The organism is Mycobacterium toneyamaense (genome assembly GCF_055384815.1).
Map to the genome: position 1 here is coordinate 523,506 of NZ_AP040333.1, position 15,335 is coordinate 538,840.

At 68.2% G+C, this 15,335-nt stretch carries 16 protein-coding genes; 9 read left to right on the forward strand and 7 right to left on the reverse strand.

The annotated features are described in order from the left end of the window. Nucleotide 1 precedes the first annotated feature (1 nt). The 5 genes from ACZ5IQ_RS02390 to ACZ5IQ_RS02410 are packed head-to-tail and all read right to left on the reverse strand — an operon-like array spanning nt 2 to nt 4,213. Complete coding sequence (locus tag ACZ5IQ_RS02390) at nt 2–208, reverse strand: ferredoxin (protein WP_212813545.1); 207 nt, start codon at nt 206–208, stop codon at nt 2–4. Beyond that, complete coding sequence (locus ACZ5IQ_RS02395) at nt 208–1,560, reverse strand: cytochrome P450 (protein WP_406804136.1); 1,353 nt, start codon at nt 1,558–1,560, stop codon at nt 208–210. The genes ACZ5IQ_RS02390 and ACZ5IQ_RS02395 overlap by 1 nt, the downstream gene beginning before the upstream one ends. Then, on the reverse strand, nt 1,557–2,411 hold the full coding sequence (locus ACZ5IQ_RS02400; protein ID WP_212813541.1) for an SDR family oxidoreductase: 855 nt from the start codon (nt 2,409–2,411) through the stop codon (nt 1,557–1,559). Before ACZ5IQ_RS02400 ends, ACZ5IQ_RS02395 begins: the two co-directional genes overlap by 4 nt. Beyond that, nucleotides 2,412–3,611, reverse strand: a complete 1,200-nt coding sequence (locus ACZ5IQ_RS02405; protein ID WP_212813539.1) for a cytochrome P450 — start codon at nt 3,609–3,611, stop codon at nt 2,412–2,414. Then, entirely contained in the window at nt 3,608–4,213 is a 606-nt protein-coding gene (locus tag ACZ5IQ_RS02410) for a TetR/AcrR family transcriptional regulator (RefSeq protein WP_212813534.1), read from the reverse strand. Before ACZ5IQ_RS02410 ends, ACZ5IQ_RS02405 begins: the two co-directional genes overlap by 4 nt. Nucleotides 4,214–4,422: 209 nt before the next feature. Between ACZ5IQ_RS02410 and ACZ5IQ_RS02415 the strand changes: the two genes are divergently transcribed. The 5 genes from ACZ5IQ_RS02415 to ACZ5IQ_RS02435 are packed head-to-tail and all read left to right on the forward strand — an operon-like array spanning nt 4,423 to nt 9,206. Then, complete coding sequence (locus ACZ5IQ_RS02415) at nt 4,423–5,892, forward strand: aldehyde dehydrogenase (RefSeq protein ID WP_406775118.1); 1,470 nt, start codon at nt 4,423–4,425, stop codon at nt 5,890–5,892. A gap of 51 nt (nt 5,893–5,943) precedes the next feature. Continuing rightward, a complete protein-coding gene (locus ACZ5IQ_RS02420; protein ID WP_406775117.1) occupies nt 5,944–6,696 on the forward strand; it encodes an SDR family oxidoreductase in 753 nt (250 codons plus the stop codon). Beyond that, nucleotides 6,693–7,547 (forward strand): NAD(P)-dependent oxidoreductase, encoded by an 855-nt coding sequence (locus ACZ5IQ_RS02425; protein WP_406775116.1) that lies wholly within the window; start codon nt 6,693–6,695, stop codon nt 7,545–7,547. The genes ACZ5IQ_RS02420 and ACZ5IQ_RS02425 overlap by 4 nt, the downstream gene beginning before the upstream one ends. Beyond that, nucleotides 7,547–7,990: a carboxymuconolactone decarboxylase family protein gene (locus tag ACZ5IQ_RS02430; protein WP_073695680.1), complete on the forward strand. Its 444-nt coding sequence runs from the start codon at nt 7,547–7,549 to the stop codon at nt 7,988–7,990. The genes ACZ5IQ_RS02425 and ACZ5IQ_RS02430 overlap by 1 nt, the downstream gene beginning before the upstream one ends. After that, the gene (locus tag ACZ5IQ_RS02435) at nt 7,980–9,206 is read left to right on the forward strand and encodes a hypothetical protein (protein ID WP_406775115.1); all 1,227 of its coding nucleotides are present in this window, start codon (nt 7,980–7,982) and stop codon (nt 9,204–9,206) included. The genes ACZ5IQ_RS02430 and ACZ5IQ_RS02435 overlap by 11 nt, the downstream gene beginning before the upstream one ends. Before the next feature lie 8 nt (nt 9,207–9,214). Here the strand turns inward: ACZ5IQ_RS02435 and ACZ5IQ_RS02440 are convergent, their stop codons facing one another. Beyond that, nucleotides 9,215–9,706, reverse strand: a complete 492-nt coding sequence (locus ACZ5IQ_RS02440) for an EspA/EspE family type VII secretion system effector (RefSeq protein ID WP_346414846.1) — start codon at nt 9,704–9,706, stop codon at nt 9,215–9,217. A 72-nt stretch (nt 9,707–9,778) separates the two neighbouring features. On the opposite strand from ACZ5IQ_RS02440, the gene purD reads away from it, so the two are divergent. After that, nucleotides 9,779–11,047 carry a phosphoribosylamine--glycine ligase gene (purD, locus tag ACZ5IQ_RS02445; protein WP_464480738.1) on the forward strand — a complete coding sequence of 423 codons (1,269 nt, stop codon included), beginning with the start codon at nt 9,779–9,781 and terminating at the stop codon, nt 11,045–11,047. A 9-nt stretch (nt 11,048–11,056) separates the two neighbouring features. Here the strand turns inward: purD and ACZ5IQ_RS02450 are convergent, their stop codons facing one another. After that, the gene (locus ACZ5IQ_RS02450) at nt 11,057–11,953 is read right to left on the reverse strand and encodes an alpha/beta hydrolase (protein ID WP_464480739.1); all 897 of its coding nucleotides are present in this window, start codon (nt 11,951–11,953) and stop codon (nt 11,057–11,059) included. Nucleotides 11,954–12,049: 96 nt separating this feature from the next. Between ACZ5IQ_RS02450 and ACZ5IQ_RS02455 the strand changes: the two genes are divergently transcribed. Genes ACZ5IQ_RS02455 through ACZ5IQ_RS02465 form a run of 3 tightly spaced genes read left to right on the forward strand, consistent with a single transcriptional unit; the run spans nt 12,050 to nt 15,321 of the window. Further along, a complete protein-coding gene (locus tag ACZ5IQ_RS02455; protein WP_166428169.1) occupies nt 12,050–12,664 on the forward strand; it encodes a TetR/AcrR family transcriptional regulator in 615 nt (204 codons plus the stop codon). A 24-nt stretch (nt 12,665–12,688) separates the two neighbouring features. Continuing rightward, the gene (gene purB, locus ACZ5IQ_RS02460; protein WP_464480740.1) at nt 12,689–14,107 is read left to right on the forward strand and encodes an adenylosuccinate lyase; all 1,419 of its coding nucleotides are present in this window, start codon (nt 12,689–12,691) and stop codon (nt 14,105–14,107) included. Then, the gene (locus ACZ5IQ_RS02465) at nt 14,104–15,321 is read left to right on the forward strand and encodes a cytochrome P450 (protein WP_464480741.1); all 1,218 of its coding nucleotides are present in this window, start codon (nt 14,104–14,106) and stop codon (nt 15,319–15,321) included. The genes purB and ACZ5IQ_RS02465 overlap by 4 nt, the downstream gene beginning before the upstream one ends. Nucleotides 15,322–15,335: the final 14 nt, after the last annotated feature.

Sequence of the window (15,335 nt, forward strand, 5' to 3'; positions counted from 1 at the left end):
TTCAGCTGGTTTCGCGAATGAACAGGGCTTGGGTCGGGCACTCGGCGACAGCGCGCTCGATCTCCTCGCGCGCGTCGTCGGGCGGGGTCTCGTCGAGGATCTCGACGGTGCCGCGCTTGGGGACGTTGAAGTAGTCCGGTGCCTCCAGGGAGCACATGGCGTGGCCCTGGCACAGGTCGCGGTCGACCTCAACGCGGTAGGAACCCATCAGGCGCGCTTCCGGTAGCGGACGGTGGCGGGCCGGGCCAGTTGGACGACCATCTTGGAGTGGTCGTTCTGGTAGCTCTCCGGGGGCTGGGCCATCTCGAACTCATACTCGCGCAACAGAACCGAGAAGATCGCCTTGATCTGCATCTGCGCGAAGGCTGCGCCCACGCAGCGATGCTTGCCGGCGCCGAACGGGATCCAGGTCCACCGGTTCAGCAGGTCTTCCTGACGCGGCTTCTCGTACCGGTTCGGGTTGAAGGCGTCGGGGTCGGGGAAGTCCTCGGGGATGCGGTTCGAGATCGCCGGTGAGGCCGCCACCATCTGGCCCTTGTGGATCGGGTGCTCGGCGACCTCGAACTCATCCTGCGCGACGCGCATCAGGATGATCAGCGGCGGGTGCAGGCGCAGCGTCTCCTTCAGGGCGTTGTCCAGATTCGGAATCTGGCGCAGCGCATGGAAACTCACCTCCTGGCCGTCGGCGTAGAGGTCGTCCAGCTCCTGCTGGACCTTGGCGTAGAAGTCGGGGTGACGCAGCAGTTCGATGAGCGTCCACGACGAGGTGCCCGAGCTGGTGTGGTGCCCGGCGAACATCAGGGAGATGAACATGCCGGTGACTTCGTTGGCGCTGAAACGGTGGTTGCCCTCTTCGTCCTTGATGGAGACCAGGACGTCGAGCAGGTCGCGATCGCTCTTGTCGGTGGGCGGGTTGGCGATTCGCCCGTTCATGACCTCCTGCACGAGCTCCACCAGGTTGGCCCGCGCCTCGTCGCGGATGCGGAAGCTCTCGATGGGCAGGTAGGGGTCGACGTAGCAGAGCGGGTCGGTGCCGCGCTCGAGCAGGTGGTAGTAGTTCGCGAACCGGGAATCGAGCTGGTTGCGGAACTTCGGGCCGATCAGGCAGGCCGTGGAGGTGTAGATGGTGAGCTCGGAGAAGAACTCCAGCAGGTCGATTTCACCGGAGTCGCCCCAGTTCTCGGTCATCCGCCGGACCTCGCGCTCGATGGTCGCGGCGTGGCCCTTCATCTGCTCGCCGCGCAGCGCGGTGTTGTGCAGCATCTCGGCGCGGCGTTCCGGGTCGGCGTCGAAAACCACGCCCTCACCGAAGATCGGGGTCATGAACGGGTAGGCCTCGGCCTGGTTGAGCTCGCTGTCGCTGGAGCGGAAGAAGAACTCGTTGGCCTCGGCGCCGGTGAGCAGCACCACCTGCTTGTCGGCGAGCTGGAACCAGCCGACGTCACCGCATTCGTCGCGGACGCGTTGCATCAGGCCGATCGGGTCGGTGCGGAACTCCTCCAGGTGGCCGTGCTCCTCGGCGCCACCCGAAACCCGTTGAACCTCTTTGGTGATCGTCATTTGTCTTCCTTGCTCCTCGCGTCCGCGGGTTCCGGCATTCCTTCCTCGCCCAACGCGAGCGACTGACGTTCCTTGGCTTCGGCCAGCGGCGCCTCGGGCTGCAGTTCCATGTTGGCGATGAACCCGCCGCGCGGGGTCTCGGCGACGAACGTGATGGCACGGGCCAGGTCGGCCGCGCGCAGGAAGTAGCTGTGCCGGGCCTGGCCCCACTTGGCCCAATCCTCAAGGGCCGGGCCGATTTTCTCGGCAGGCAGGCTCCAGCCCATGGACGTCATGGTCGGGCCGGGGTGCACCACCGAAGCGCGGACGCCCGTGCCTTCCAGCTCCATCTGGAGGTTGGTGACCATCGCGACCAGCCCGGCCTTCGCGGCACCGTAGGCGCCCATGTGCGGGCGCTGGCGCAGCGCCACGTCGGAGCCGACGAAGATCAGGTCGCCGCGGCGGCGCTCGACCATGCCGTCGAGAACGGCGCGCGCCATCCGGTTGGCGCCGACCAGGTGAATCTGCAGCTGCTCGGCGAACTCGTCGGTGCTCATCTCGTGCAGCCGGCCGAAGTTGGTGTCACCGGCGCCGGTGACCAGGACCTCGATGTCGCCGAGCGCGGCCGTCGCCTTGGCGACGAAGTTCTCGACCGACGCGGTGTCGGTGACGTCCAGCGGCAGCGCGACCGCTTCTCCGCCTTCGGCTTTGATCTGGTCGACGAGTTCCTGACACTTCTCCACCCGGCGGGCGCCGAGCGCGACCGGGAAGCCGCGCGCGGCGAGCGCGGTCGCCGTCGCGGCGCCGATGCCCGACGAGGCGCCGGCCACGATGGCGGGCCGGCGGGCGGGGTGTGGTTCGAAACGGGCCATTTAGCGTGCCTTCACAGTTATTGGGAGATGGGCAAATCCGCGTACCGAACTCGAGTGGACGCGGACGGAGTTGTCCTCGTCGACCTCGTAGCCGCGGATACGTTTGAACAGTTCGGTGAGGGCCACCCGGGCTTCCATCCGCGCCAGGTGCGCGCCCAGGCAGAAGTGTGCGCCGCTGCCGAAACTCACGAGCTTCGAACCGATGTCACGGCCGATGCGGTACTCGTCGGGCGCCTCGAACACCCGCTCGTCGCGATTGGCCGAGCCGGCCAGCAGAATCAGGACATCACCGGCAGGGACGGTGGTGCCGTAGAACTCGAGGTCCTCCACGACGGCCCGGGCAAGGAGCTGGCTGGAGGTGTCGTAGCGCAGCGTCTCCTCGATCCACGGCGAGATCAGCTCGTGGTTGTCGAAGATCGGAGCCAGCTGGTCGGGGTTTTGGTATCCCCAATAGGCCGCATTGGCAAGCAGTTTCGTGGTCGTCTCGTTACCGGCGATGACCATGAGGAACAGGAATGCCATGATCTCGTCGTCGGTGAGCTTGTCGCCGTCGATCTCGGCCTCCACCAGCGCCGAGGTGAGGTCGTCGGACTGATTCTTGCGGCGCTGCTTGACCATGTCGGCGTAGTACATCAGCAGCTCACCCGATGCGGCCATGGCAGACGCCGGGACGTCGGCCGTCCCGTCCTCGCGGTGCATCACGCCGTCGGCCAGTGCGCGGATGCGCACGCGGTCTTCTTGCGGGACGCCCATCAGCTCGCTGATCACGTCCATCGGCAGCTTGCCGGCGAAATCGTCGACGTAGTCGAAGGTGTTGTTCTGCAACGCCTCGTCGAGATGCTGGACGGCGATCTCGGTGACCCGGCCCTCGAGCTCACGGATGCGCCGCGGGGTGAAGCCCTTGGAGACCAGGGTGCGCAGCCGCAGGTGCGCCGGATCGTCAAGGGCCAGAAAGGACATCACGCGGTGGGCTTCGTCGTTGCGGGATATCGGATCCAGCGAGACGCCGTGCTTGTTGGACAGCGCCGTGCTGTTCCGGAAACCGCGCAGCACATCCTCGTGGCGGGACAGGGCCCAGAAGTTGAGCTTGTCGTTCCGGTAGATCGGCGCCTCGTCCCGCAGCCGCCGGTAGTACGGGTACGGATCTTCGTGGAAGTCGTAGCTGTACGGGTCGATCAGCAGTTCCACATTGGCTGTCATGCGTTGTCTCCCACGATGAGTCCGACGACATAGGACAGCCGGTCGGCGATCTGGTGATAGGTGTAGACGCCGCTGCCGGCGTTGACGAGCGCACCGAAGTACGTCATCTCCAGGGCCGACAGCAGGCGCGGATCGGCGTCGGGGCCGACGGCCGAGCGGATGCGCTTGTGGATTTCGCCACCGATGCGGTCGCGCACCTTGCGGACCGTCTCGTCGTCGCCGGACAGCAGGGCCGTCGTGCAGGCCGCGGCCACGCCCGGTTCGTCGGCGACCACCAGTGCGAGGCTGCGCAGTGCCTGTTCGACACGGCTGGCCCTCGACTGGTTGACGTCGGTGAAGTAGGGCACCTGCCGAACCATGTCCAGGTACACCTCGGCGATGAGGTGGTTCTTGGACGAGAAGTAGGTGTAGGCGGTAGCCGGTGCGACCTTGGCGCGCGCCGCGACGGCCCGCACCGTCAGGTCGGCGTAGGACGACTCCCGCAGCATTTCGCGACCGGCCGCCAGGACCTTCTGGAAGGTTTCCTCCTGGCGGCGGTTGCGCGGCTGGTCGTCCGCTTCTTGGCCGGTGTTTGTGAGGGCGGCCACTGCATCGCTGGACACATGTCCAAGTTAGCCGATGGCGCGGCGTTGAAGCAAGAACCGCCCACAAAGATCCTGATGAACAGGCATTTACGTCGTGTTCGCGGTTGCTGATCCCGCTGGACCCTTGCTACTCGAGGCCGCGTGGGGTTATGGTTCGACCGACGTTGTCGGACAGCTGTCCAGTAAAAATCAGATCGCTGGATTTCGTCCCGAAGGCAGGAGCGCAGATGACCTTGTTGGGTGATGGCGAAAGTCGCCTTCTCATCGACGGAAAATTGGTGCCGGGTTCGCGAGGCACGTTCCCGACCGTCAATCCCGCGACCGAGGAAGTCCTCGGGGTGGCGGCCGATGCCACGGTGGGCGACATGGTGGACGCCATCGATGCCGCCCGTCGGGCGTTCGACGAGACCGACTGGTCGACCAACGTCGAGTTCCGGGTGCGGTGCCTGCGGCAGTTGCAGCAGGCCATGCGCGACCACGCCGACGAATTGCGCGAACTGACGATCTCGGAGGTCGGCGCGCCCCGGATGCTCACGGCCGGAGCGCATTTGGACGGTCCGATCGAAGACCTGAGCTTCGCCGCCGACACCGCGGAGGGCTACCAGTGGACCACCGACCTGGGACATGCCACGCCGCAAGGCATTCCGACCAACCGCACCATCGCCCGGGAGGCCGTCGGCGTCGTCGGGGCCATCACGCCGTGGAACTTCCCGCACCAGATCAACCTGGCCAAGGTCGGCCCGGCACTCGCGGCGGGCAATACCCTGGTTCTCAAGCCCGCACCTGACACCCCGTGGGCCGCCGCAGTGCTCGGCGAACTGATCACCCAGCACACCGATTTCCCGGCGGGCACCATCAACATCGTCACCTCCCGGGACCACAGCGTCGGTGCCATGCTGTCGAAACACGCTGACGTGGACATGGTTTCGTTCACCGGCTCGACCGTGACCGGCCGGGCCGTGATGACCGACGCTGCCGAGACCATCAAGAAGGTGTTCCTGGAACTCGGCGGTAAGTCGGCGTTCCTGGTGCTCGACGATGCCGATGTCGCCGCTGCCTGCGCGATGGCCGCGTTCACGGCGTCGATGCACGCCGGCCAGGGGTGCGCGATCACCACCCGGCTCGTGGTGCCGCGGGCCCGCTACGACGAGGCCGTCGCAGCCGCGGCCGGCACGATGGGCGGCATCAAGCCCGGCGATCCGTCCAGCCCGCGCACCGTCTGCGGCCCCGTGATCTCGGCGCGCCAGCGGGACCGGGTGCAGGGCTACCTCGACCTCGCCCTCCAAGAAGGTGGCACGTTCGCCTGTGGTGGCGGCCGGCCGGCCGACCGCGACAAGGGCTTCTTCATCGAGCCGACCGTCATTGCCGGGCTGGACAATTCGGCGCGCGTCGCCCGCGAGGAGATCTTCGGGCCCGTGCTGACCGTCATCGCGCACGACGGCGACGACGACGCCGTCCGCATCGCCAACGACTCGCCGTACGGCCTGTCCGGCACGGTGTTCTCGGCCGACCCGCAGCGGGCGGCCGGCGTGGCGGCGCGGCTGCGGGTCGGCACCGTCAACGTCAACGGCGGTGTCTGGTACTCCGCCGACGCACCGTTCGGCGGCTACAAGCAGTCCGGCAACGGGCGGGAGATGGGCATCGCCGGATTCGAGGAATACCTGGAGACCAAGTGCATCGCCACGCTGGCCACGTAACCGTCGGCGTCCCAAGACCATTGGCTCACACGAAGTAGACGAGAGGACATCATGAGCAGGTTCGAGAACAAGGTCGCGATCGTGACCGGCGCGGGCGGCGGCATCGGCCAGGTGTACGCCGAGTCGCTGGCCCGCGAGGGCGCCGCCGTTGTCATCGCCGACATCAACGTCGAAGGTGCCGAGCAGGTGGCCGCCGGCATCAAGGCCGACGGCGGCAAGGCGCTGGCCGTGCGGGTCGACGTGTCGGATATCGATTCGGCGAACGACATGGCCGCCCAGGCCGTGGCGGAGTTCGGCGGCATCGATTACCTGGTGAACAATGCCGCGATCTTCGGCGGCATGAAGCTCGACGGGCTACTGACCGTCGACTGGGAGTACTACCGCAAGTTCATGAGCGTCAACCTCGACGGGGCGCTGGTGTGTACCCGCGCGGTTTTCCCCCACATGGAGAAGCGGGGCGGCGGGGCCATCGTCAACCAGTCCTCTACCGCGGCATGGGTTTACGCCAACTTCTACGGTCTGGCGAAGGTCGGTGTCAACGGCCTGACGCAGCAGCTGTCCCGTGAACTGGGGTGGCGCAACATCCGGATCAACGCGATCGCGCCGGGACCCATCGACACCGAGGCCAACCGCAGCACCACTCCGCAGGCCATCGTCAAGCAGATCGTCCAGACCCTGCCGCTGGCGCGGATGGGCACGCCCGAAGATCTCGCCGGCATGTGCCTGTTCCTGCTGTCCGACGAAGCCAGCTGGATCACCGGACAGATCTTCAACGTCGACGGCGGACAGATCATCCGGTCATGAGTTCTGAGGTGAAACTGGGCTATATCGGCCTGGGCAACCAGGGCGCGCCCATGGCCAAGCGGCTGGCCGAATGGCCCGGCGGGCTCATCGTTTTCGACATGCGCGCCGAGGCCATGGCGCCGTTCGCCGAACTCGGCGCCACTCTGGCCGACAGCGTCGCCGAGGTCGCCAAGGCCGATGTCATCAGCGTGACGGTGCTCAACGACGAGCAGGTCCGTGACGTCGTGGCCCAGCTGGCCGAGCACGCCGGGCCCGGCACCGTGATCGCTATCCACTCCACGATCGAGCCGACGACGGCGGTCGAGCTGGCTGAGCAGTTGCGGCCCAAGGGCATTCACATTGTCGACGCTCCGGTGAGCGGCGGCGCCCATGCCGCGAGCCAGGGTGAGCTGGCTGTGATGGTCGGCGCCGACGACGAGGCCTACGACAAGGTCAAGCCCGTTTTCAAGCAGTGGGCGTCGCTGGTGGTGCGCGCCGGCGAGCCGGGCGCGGGCACCAAGATGAAGCTGGCACGGAACATGCTGACGTTCATCGGTTTCGCCGCCGCGTGCGAAGCGCAGAAGCTGGCCGAGGCCTCGGGCATCGACCTGCAGAAGCTGGGCCGCGTCGTCCGGCACAGTGACGCGCAGTCCGGTGGACCCGGCGCCATCATGGCGCGCGACGACACCAAGCCGCTGGCGCCCGACCACTTCCTCTACAACATGTTCGTCCACACCCGAGGGCTGGCGGAGAAGGACCTGGCGCTGGCACTCGGGCTGGGTTCGGCTGTGGGAGTGGACCTTCCGCTTGCCGAGCTGGCCCTGGCCAACATCGCCGAGGGCCTCGGCGTACCGCACCCGAAGGAGTCATGATGGACGAGCTGCGCGCCAAGGGCCTGGCGAAGATGAACGAGGTCTACGGCTGGGAGATGCCCAACATCGAGGGTGACCCCTACTTCGACCTCACCGTGGATCACCTGTTCGGCACCATCTGGAGCAAGCCCGGACTGTCCATGCGGGAGAAGCGGCTGATGACGTTCACGTGCGTCACCGCCGTCGGCTCGCAGGACCTGGCCGAGATCCAGATCAACGCCGCCTTGCTCAACGAGGAATTCACCGAGGCCGAGCTCAAGGACATCGGCATCTTCCTCACGCAGTATCTGGGCTTCCCGCTCGGTTCGGCGTTCAACGGCGCCGTGTCCAAGGTGGTCGCCAGGCGGCGCAAGGCGGCCGAGAAGGGTCTCGCCGAGGACCGCAAGGCCAACGTCAATGCCGCGGTCAAGATGAACACCGGGAGCGAGCTCGATGACAAGTAGATACGCGTCGCTGTCGCGAGCGGAGCTCGCGGCGCTGGTGCCGGAGCTGCTGCTCATCGGCCAGCTCATCGACCGTGCTGCAATGGCCTGGTGCATCGTCGAATTCGGCCGGGAGGAGATGCTGCAGGTCGCCATCGAGGAGTGGGCCGGGGCCAGCCCGCTCTACACCAAGCGCATGCAGAAGGCGCTGAAGTACGAAGGCGTGGACGTCATCACGATCTTCAAGGGCCTGCAGCTCGACATCGGTGCGCCGCCGCAGTTCATGGATTTCCGGTACACCGTGCACGACCGCTGGCACGGCGAATTCCACCTCGACCACTGCGGTGCCCTCATGGACGTCGAGCCGATGGGCCCCGACTACGTGCGCGGCATGTGCCACGACATCGAGGACCCGACGTTCGACGCGACAGCCCTGGCCACCAACCGCCGCTGCCAGGTGCGGCCCATCCACCGGCCGCCGCGCGTCCCGGCAGGCCGGACGCCGGCCTGCGCCTGGACCGTCATCATCGACGAGTCGTACCCGGAGGTCGGCTTCATCCCGCAGCTCGACATCATCGGTGCGACAAACGCCTACCGCTGCGAGCTCGACGACATCGATCCCGCGGACGAAGGCCAGGCCGACTACTCCGGCCCGCTGGTGAGCGACGTCGACTTCGCGGAGTTCTCGCACTCGGCGCTGGTGCGCATCGCCGACGAGGTGTGTCTGCAGATGCACCTGCTGGTGCTGTCATTCGCGCTGGCCGTGCGGGCCCGCTGCGACGGCGACGCCGAGAAGGAACGGTCCATCCGGACCAAGTCCCTGATCGGTATCTCCGGGGTCGCGGCCGAACGCATCCGGAAGGTGCTGGACCTGCCGAACACCGCCGCCGGTGCCCTGCGGGTACTGGAGCTGCATCCGCTGCTCAACCCGGCCGCCTATGTCTCCGTTGATGTTTCGGGCGACGAGGCGCACGTGCACCCGTCACCCGCCCACGAGGACGGTGCCTGGATCACGCTGGTGTCCCCGGAGTCCGATCTGCCGCTGCAGGCCATCGCGACGGCCGTCAACCCGCTGCTGCGCGCCGAGATGGCGGGTGACGCCACCGACTGGACCGTACGGTTCATCGAAACCGACACCCCGGCAAAGGAACTCGGTGAGGTCTCGGTGTGCAAGGTCAGCAGCGGGGCGGCGTGGGTTTTCGAGGAACGCAAGTCCCTGCCGTTGACGGTGGTGTAGGGCGTCACTCAGAAGTCGTCGAACTCGCTGTCGAGGCTCTGGATTCGGCCGGCGACCCCCGACAAATCCGTGTGTGAGCGCTGGATGATGTCGGCGACGTCGCCGCTGGCCTTGCCGATCGCCGACCACAGCGCGTGGTCGGCGGCGGCGGTCGGGGTTTTCTTGGCTTCGTCGGCGAGGTCGGTCACCCAGTGTTTGAGCGCGTCGAGTTCGCGGCGGCCGCCGTTGACGACGTCCGCGGACCGCTCGAGTTCGTCGCCCACGCGCTTGTCGAGGTCGGCCAGCCGGCCGAGGGCCTGGGCGTGCTTGGCATTGGCGTCGGCGTAGCGGTCGGCCGCCCCGCCGGTCCAGTGCGAACCGGGACCCGCGGCCTGCACCTGCTCCTGGAGCGCGCGCAGCTGCTCGCTCTTGTCGAACTCGGAGCGGTCGTGCGGAACGCCCTCGCCGAAGGTGGCGCGGGCCCGCTCCCACATCAGCAGGAAGGCATCCAGCGGCTCCACCGGTGCGGACCTCCTCGCGTGCGTCGGGCCTGCCCAGTTTAGGACGAGCCGACCAGCTACTAGGGTGTGGCTGTGCGCGTTCTCGTGATCGGCTCCGGTGCCCGTGAACATGCCCTGCTGCTTGCCCTGAGCCGCGACCCCCAGGTGGACTACCTGGCCGTCGCCCCCGGCAATGCCGGTACCTCCGCCGTCGCCGAGCAGCACGACGTCGACATCACCGCCGCCGACGAGGTGCTGGCGCTCGCCAAGAAGCTCGCCGCCGACCTGGTCGTGATCGGCCCCGAGGTGCCGCTGGTGCTGGGTGTGGCCGACGCGCTGCGCGCGGCCGGCGTCGCAACCTTCGGGCCGTCCAAGGACGCCGCCCGCATCGAAGGCTCCAAGGCGTTCGCCAAGGACGTCATGGCCGCGGCCGGTGTCCGCACCGCGACGAGCGAGATCGTCGACAACCCCGCCCACCTCGATGCCGCCCTGGACCGCTTCGGCCCGCCCGCCGGCCAGCAGGCCTGGGTCGTCAAGGACGACGGTCTGGCCGCAGGCAAGGGCGTCGTCGTCTCCGCCGACCGGGAGGCCGCCCGCGCCCACGCCGCCGAACTGCTCGAATCCGGCCACCCGGTGCTGCTCGAGTCGTTCCTCGACGGGCCCGAGGTGTCGCTGTTCTGCGTCGTCGACGGCGAGACCGTGGTGCCGCTGCTGCCCGCGCAGGATTTCAAGCGCGTCGGCGACAACGACAGCGGACCCAACACCGGCGGCATGGGCGCCTACACGCCGTTGCCGTGGCTGCCCGCCGCGGTCGTCGACCAGATCGTCGACGAGGTCGTCAAACCCGTTGCCGCGGAACTGGTCCGGCGTGACAGCTCCTTCTCCGGGCTGCTGTACGCGGGCCTGGCCATCACGTCGAACGGTCCGGCCGTCGTCGAATTCAACTGCCGCTTCGGCGATCCCGAGACCCAGGCTGTGCTGGCGCTGCTCGAGACGCCGCTGGGCTCGCTGCTGAACGCCGCCGCGACCGGCACGCTCGACTCGTTGGGTGCGCTGCAGTGGAAGGACGGATTTGCCGTCACCGTCGTCGTGGCCGCCGAGAACTACCCGGGCCGTCCCCGCGTCGGGGACGTGATCACCGGATCCGAGGCTGCCGGCGTGCTGCACGCGGGCACCACCCGCCGCGACGACGGCAGCGTCGTCTCCTCCGGCGGCCGGGTGTTGTCGGTCGTCGGCACCGGCGCGGACCTGGCGGCCGCCCGGGCCGAGGCCTACCGGATCATCGAGTCGATTCGCTTGCCGGGCAGCCACTTCCGCACCGACATCGGCCTCGCCGCCGCCGAGGGCCGCATCTCGCTTTGACTCGCGGGGTTACTGGACCAACAGCGGGGCGAGCCAGGAGATCTCGGCCGGCAGCTGTGCGCTCCAGAACGACGCGTCGTGTCCGCCGGGGGAGAAGCCGCCCGCGGCGCCGTTCGGCAGCTGTGCGATGAACTGCTTGGTCGCCGAGTAGAACGGATCGCTGTCGCCGCAGTCGATCCGGATGGGGATACCGGCCAGCCCGGGCAGCCCCCACACCGAGTTGGCGGCGTAGTCGGCCGCGCCGTCGAACGCGCCCGGGGCCGTCGCTCCCGATGACGTCCACAACGCCGGGCTGACGGCGCAGATCGCCGCGGTGCGGGCCGCGCCCAGCCGCCCGCCCAGCAGCAGCGCGCCGTAGCCACCCATCGACCAGCCCAGGAAACCCACCCGCGAGGTGTCGAGGCCCTGCGCGGCCAGCATCGGGATCAGCTCGTCGAGCACCATGGCGCCCGAATCCTCGCCCGAAGCCCGCTTGTGCCAGTAGCCGCCACCGCCGTCGACGGCCACGACCGCGAACGGCGGCAGTCCCGCGGCGACGGCCTGCGCCAGCCCCTGTTCGACGCCGCCGGCCATCACCGTCGCGGCGTCGCTGCCTTTGCCGTGCAGCGCGATCACGGGCCGCAGCGGGGCCGTCTGGCCCGGCGGGCGGGCGATGGCCCAGTTGGTGGAGATGCCGCCGCGGGCCTGCGAGACGAAGGAACCCGTCACGTACGTCGGTGCCGGATCGGCGACGGCCGGGGGTGGCGCCAGCGGCACCCCGACGCTCGTCATGGTCACCGGGGTCGTGGTGACGGTCGGGCGGCCCGACGTCGACCCCAGCGCGAACGCGCCGGCGGCCCCTGCGGCGGCGCCGGCTCCGAGACGGAGGACGGCGCGTCGGCTCAGCTCTGCCATGGCCGCCATCATGCCATCGGCCGCAGCCCGGCATTCCTGAGTAATGCCTAATGGATTACGTGAAATCGTGATCGCCGCGTGACCATTCCTGGCAGCATTTACAGGGTGATGACAGCAGTCACCCCAAAGGGGGAACGGCGACGGTATGCGCTGGTCAGCGCTGCCGCCGAGCTGCTGTGTGAGGGCGGCTTCGACGCCGTCCGGCACCGCGCCGTGGCGCAGCGGGCCGGGCTGCCGCTGGCCTCCACGACGTACTACTTCTCGTCCCTCGACGACCTGATCGAAAAGGCTGTCGAGCACGTCGGAGAATCGGAATCTCAGCAGCTGCGCATGCGCGTCTCGGCGTTGTCGCGACGCCGCCGCGGCGCGGACGCGACGGCGGATCTACTGGTCGATCTGCTGGTCGGTGACGGTAACCGGGCGTCCGACCAGTTGATTTCCCGCTACGAGCGGTACATCGCCTGCGCCCGCCAGCCCGGGCTGCGTGACGTGCAGCGACGCATCCTCAAGCAGCGGTCCGATGCCGTCATCGAGGTGGTGGAACGGTCCGGGCGCTCGGTGCGGGCCGAACTGCTCACGGCCCTGGTCTGTGCCGTCGACGGCGCGGTGGTGGCGTCGATGGTGAGTGACGGCGACGGCCCGCGCGCGACGGCCCGGGCGACCCTCGTGGACGTCATCGACGTCTTGGCGCCCTTCGACCAAGAACGCCGGGTCGCCCTATAAGCGGGCTTAGTAGGCTGTAGTCCCGTGAGCATCCCCAACGTGCTGGCCAATCGTTACGCCAGCGACGAGATGGTGGCCATCTGGTCGCCGGAGAACAAGATCGTCGCCGAACGCCGGCTGTGGCTGGCCGTGCTGCGCGCGCAGTCCGAACTGGGCGTGGCCGTGCCGTCCGGCGTCGTTGAGGACTACGAGCGGGTGCTGGACCAGGTCGACCTGGATTCCATCGCCGCGCGCGAACGCGTCACCCGGCACGACGTCAAGGCGCGCATCGAAGAGTTCAACGCGCTGGCCGGCCACGAGCACGTCCACAAGGGCATGACGAGCCGCGACCTCACCGAGAACGTCGAGCAGCTGCAGATCCGGCAGTCGCTGGAACTGGTGTTCTCGCACGGCGTCGCGGTGGTGGCCCGGCTCGCCGAGCGCGCCGCGCTGTACCGCGACCTGGTGATGGCCGGCCGCTCGCACAACGTCGCGGCGCAGGCCACCACCCTCGGCAAGCGGTTCGCCTCGGCCGCCGAGGAGACCCTGGTCGCGCAGACCCGGCTACGGGAGCTGATCGACCGCTACCCGCTGCGCGGCATCAAGGGCCCGATGGGCACCGCGCAGGACATGCTGGATCTGTTCGGCGGTGACGCCTCGCGGTTGGCCGACCTGGAGCGCCGGGTTGCGGAATTCCTGGGATTCACCGAGGTTTTCACCTCCGTCGGGCAGGTGTACCCGCGGTCGCTGGACCACGACGTGCTGTCCGCGCTGGTGCAGCTGGGCGCCGGCCCGTCGTCGTTCGCGCACACCATCCGGCTGATGGCCGGCCACGAACTGGCCACCGAGGGCTTCGCGCCCGGGCAGGTCGGCTCCTCGGCCATGCCGCACAAGATGAACACCCGCTCGTGCGAGCGCGTCAACGGCCTGCAGGTCGTCCTTCGTGGTTACGGCTCCATGGCCGCGGAACTGGCTGGGGCGCAATGGAATGAAGGCGACGTCTTCTGCTCGGTGGTGCGCCGCGTCGCGCTGCCCGATGCGTTCTTCGCCATCGACGGACAGACCGAGACGTTCCTGACGGTGCTCGACGAGTTCGGCGCCTACCCGGCCGTGATTCAGCGCGAGCTGGACCGCTACCTGCCGTTCCTGGCGACGACCCGCATCCTGATGGCGGCGGTGCGCGCCGGTGTCGGCCGCGAGACCGCGCACGAGGTCATCAAGGAGCACGCCGTCGCCGTCGCGCTCGCGATGCGCGAAAAGGGTTTGGAGCCAGACCTTCTGGACCGGCTGGCAGCCGACTCGCGCCTCCCGCTGGACCGCGTCGAGCTCGACGCGGCGCTGGCCGACAAGCAGGCGTTCAGCGGCGCCGCCGGTGACCAGGTCGACGCCGTCGTCGCGGCGGTGGACCGTCTGGTCGCGCAGTACCCGGAAGCGGCGAAGTACACCTCGGGCGCCATCCTGTGACCTTGGCGGGAAGCTTGGCCGGGGTTGACCTGACCGACCTCGACAACTTCGCGTCGGGCTTCCCGCACGAGTTGTTCGCACGGCACCGCGCGGAAGCTCCGGTGTACTGGCACGAGCCGACCGAGAACACCCCGGACGGCGAAGGCTTCTGGTCGGTCGCCACACATGCGGAAACCCTTGCGGTGCTGCGTGATCCGGTCACATACTCGTCGGTGACGGGCGGTGCACGCCCGTTCGGCGGGACGCTGATCCAGGACCTGTCGATCGCCGGCCAGGTGCTGAACATGATGGACGACCCGCGGCACGCGGAGATTCGGCGGCTGGTGTCGTCGGGGCTGACGCCGCGGATGATCGCGCGGGTCGAGGACGACCTTCGCGTGCGCAGCCAGGCCCTGCTCGACGCGGTGTCGCCGGGGGTGCCGTTCGACTTCCTGGTCGACATCGCCGCCGAGCTGCCCATGCAGATGATCTGCATCCTGATGGGCATCCCTGAGTCGCAACGACATTGGCTGTTCGAGGCCATCGAGCCGAGCTTCGATTTCGGCGGCTCGCGCAAGGCCGCCATCACCCGGTTGTCCGTGGAGGCAGCCGGCTCCCGGATGTACAACTTCGGCATGGAGCTGATCGCGGCCAAGCGAGCCGAACCGACCGACGACATGCTGTCGGTGGTGGCCAACGCCGAGGGCGTGTCCGATCTCGAGGTGTACCTGTTCTTCAACCTGCTGTTCAGTGCGGGCGCCGAGACCACCCGGAATTCGGTGGCCGGCGGGCTTTTGGCCCTGTGCGAGAACCCATCTCAGTTGGCCCTGCTGCGCGCCGACCTGTCGCTGCTGCCGTCGGCGATCGAGGAGATGGTGCGCTGGACGTCACCGTCGCCGTCCAAGCGGCGCACCGCCACGCGTGCCGTGTCGCTCGGCGGCTGCGATATCGAGGCGGGGCAGAAGGTGGTCGTATGGGAAGGTTCGGCCAACCGTGACGAGCTGGTGTTCGCCGACCCCATGACGTTCGATGTGACCCGGAAGCCCAACCCGCACTTGGGATTCGGGCAGGGACTGCACTACTGCCTGGGGGCCAACCTGGCGCGGCTGGAGCTGCGGGTGTTGTTCGAGGAGCTGCTCACCCGGTTCCCCGACATCCAGGTGGTCGAGCCGCCCGAATGGACCCGCAGCAACCGGCACACCGGCCTCCGGCACCTCTGGGTGTCCCTGTCGTGATTTGTGCACGAAAA

Bases quoted from the DNA above. Each gene is read 5' to 3' on its own strand.
- ACZ5IQ_RS02405 (WP_212813539.1), bottom strand. From the start codon at position 3,611: ATGACAGCCAATGTGGAACTGCTGATCGACCCGTACAGCTACGACTTC.
- ACZ5IQ_RS02425 (WP_406775116.1), top strand. From the start codon at position 6,693: ATGAGTTCTGAGGTGAAACTGGGCTATATCGGCCTGGGCAACCAGGGC.
- ACZ5IQ_RS02390 (WP_212813545.1), bottom strand. From the start codon at position 208: ATGGGTTCCTACCGCGTTGAGGTCGACCGCGACCTGTGCCAGGGCCAC.
- ACZ5IQ_RS02430 (WP_073695680.1), top strand. From the start codon at position 7,547: ATGGACGAGCTGCGCGCCAAGGGCCTGGCGAAGATGAACGAGGTCTAC.
- ACZ5IQ_RS02435 (WP_406775115.1), top strand. From the start codon at position 7,980: ATGACAAGTAGATACGCGTCGCTGTCGCGAGCGGAGCTCGCGGCGCTG.
- ACZ5IQ_RS02400 (WP_212813541.1), bottom strand. From the start codon at position 2,411: ATGGCCCGTTTCGAACCACACCCCGCCCGCCGGCCCGCCATCGTGGCC.
- ACZ5IQ_RS02395 (WP_406804136.1), bottom strand. From the start codon at position 1,560: ATGACGATCACCAAAGAGGTTCAACGGGTTTCGGGTGGCGCCGAGGAG.
- ACZ5IQ_RS02450 (WP_464480739.1), bottom strand. From the start codon at position 11,953: ATGATGGCGGCCATGGCAGAGCTGAGCCGACGCGCCGTCCTCCGTCTC.
- ACZ5IQ_RS02420 (WP_406775117.1), top strand. From the start codon at position 5,944: ATGAGCAGGTTCGAGAACAAGGTCGCGATCGTGACCGGCGCGGGCGGC.
- ACZ5IQ_RS02455 (WP_166428169.1), top strand. From the start codon at position 12,050: ATGACAGCAGTCACCCCAAAGGGGGAACGGCGACGGTATGCGCTGGTC.
- ACZ5IQ_RS02415 (WP_406775118.1), top strand. From the start codon at position 4,423: ATGACCTTGTTGGGTGATGGCGAAAGTCGCCTTCTCATCGACGGAAAA.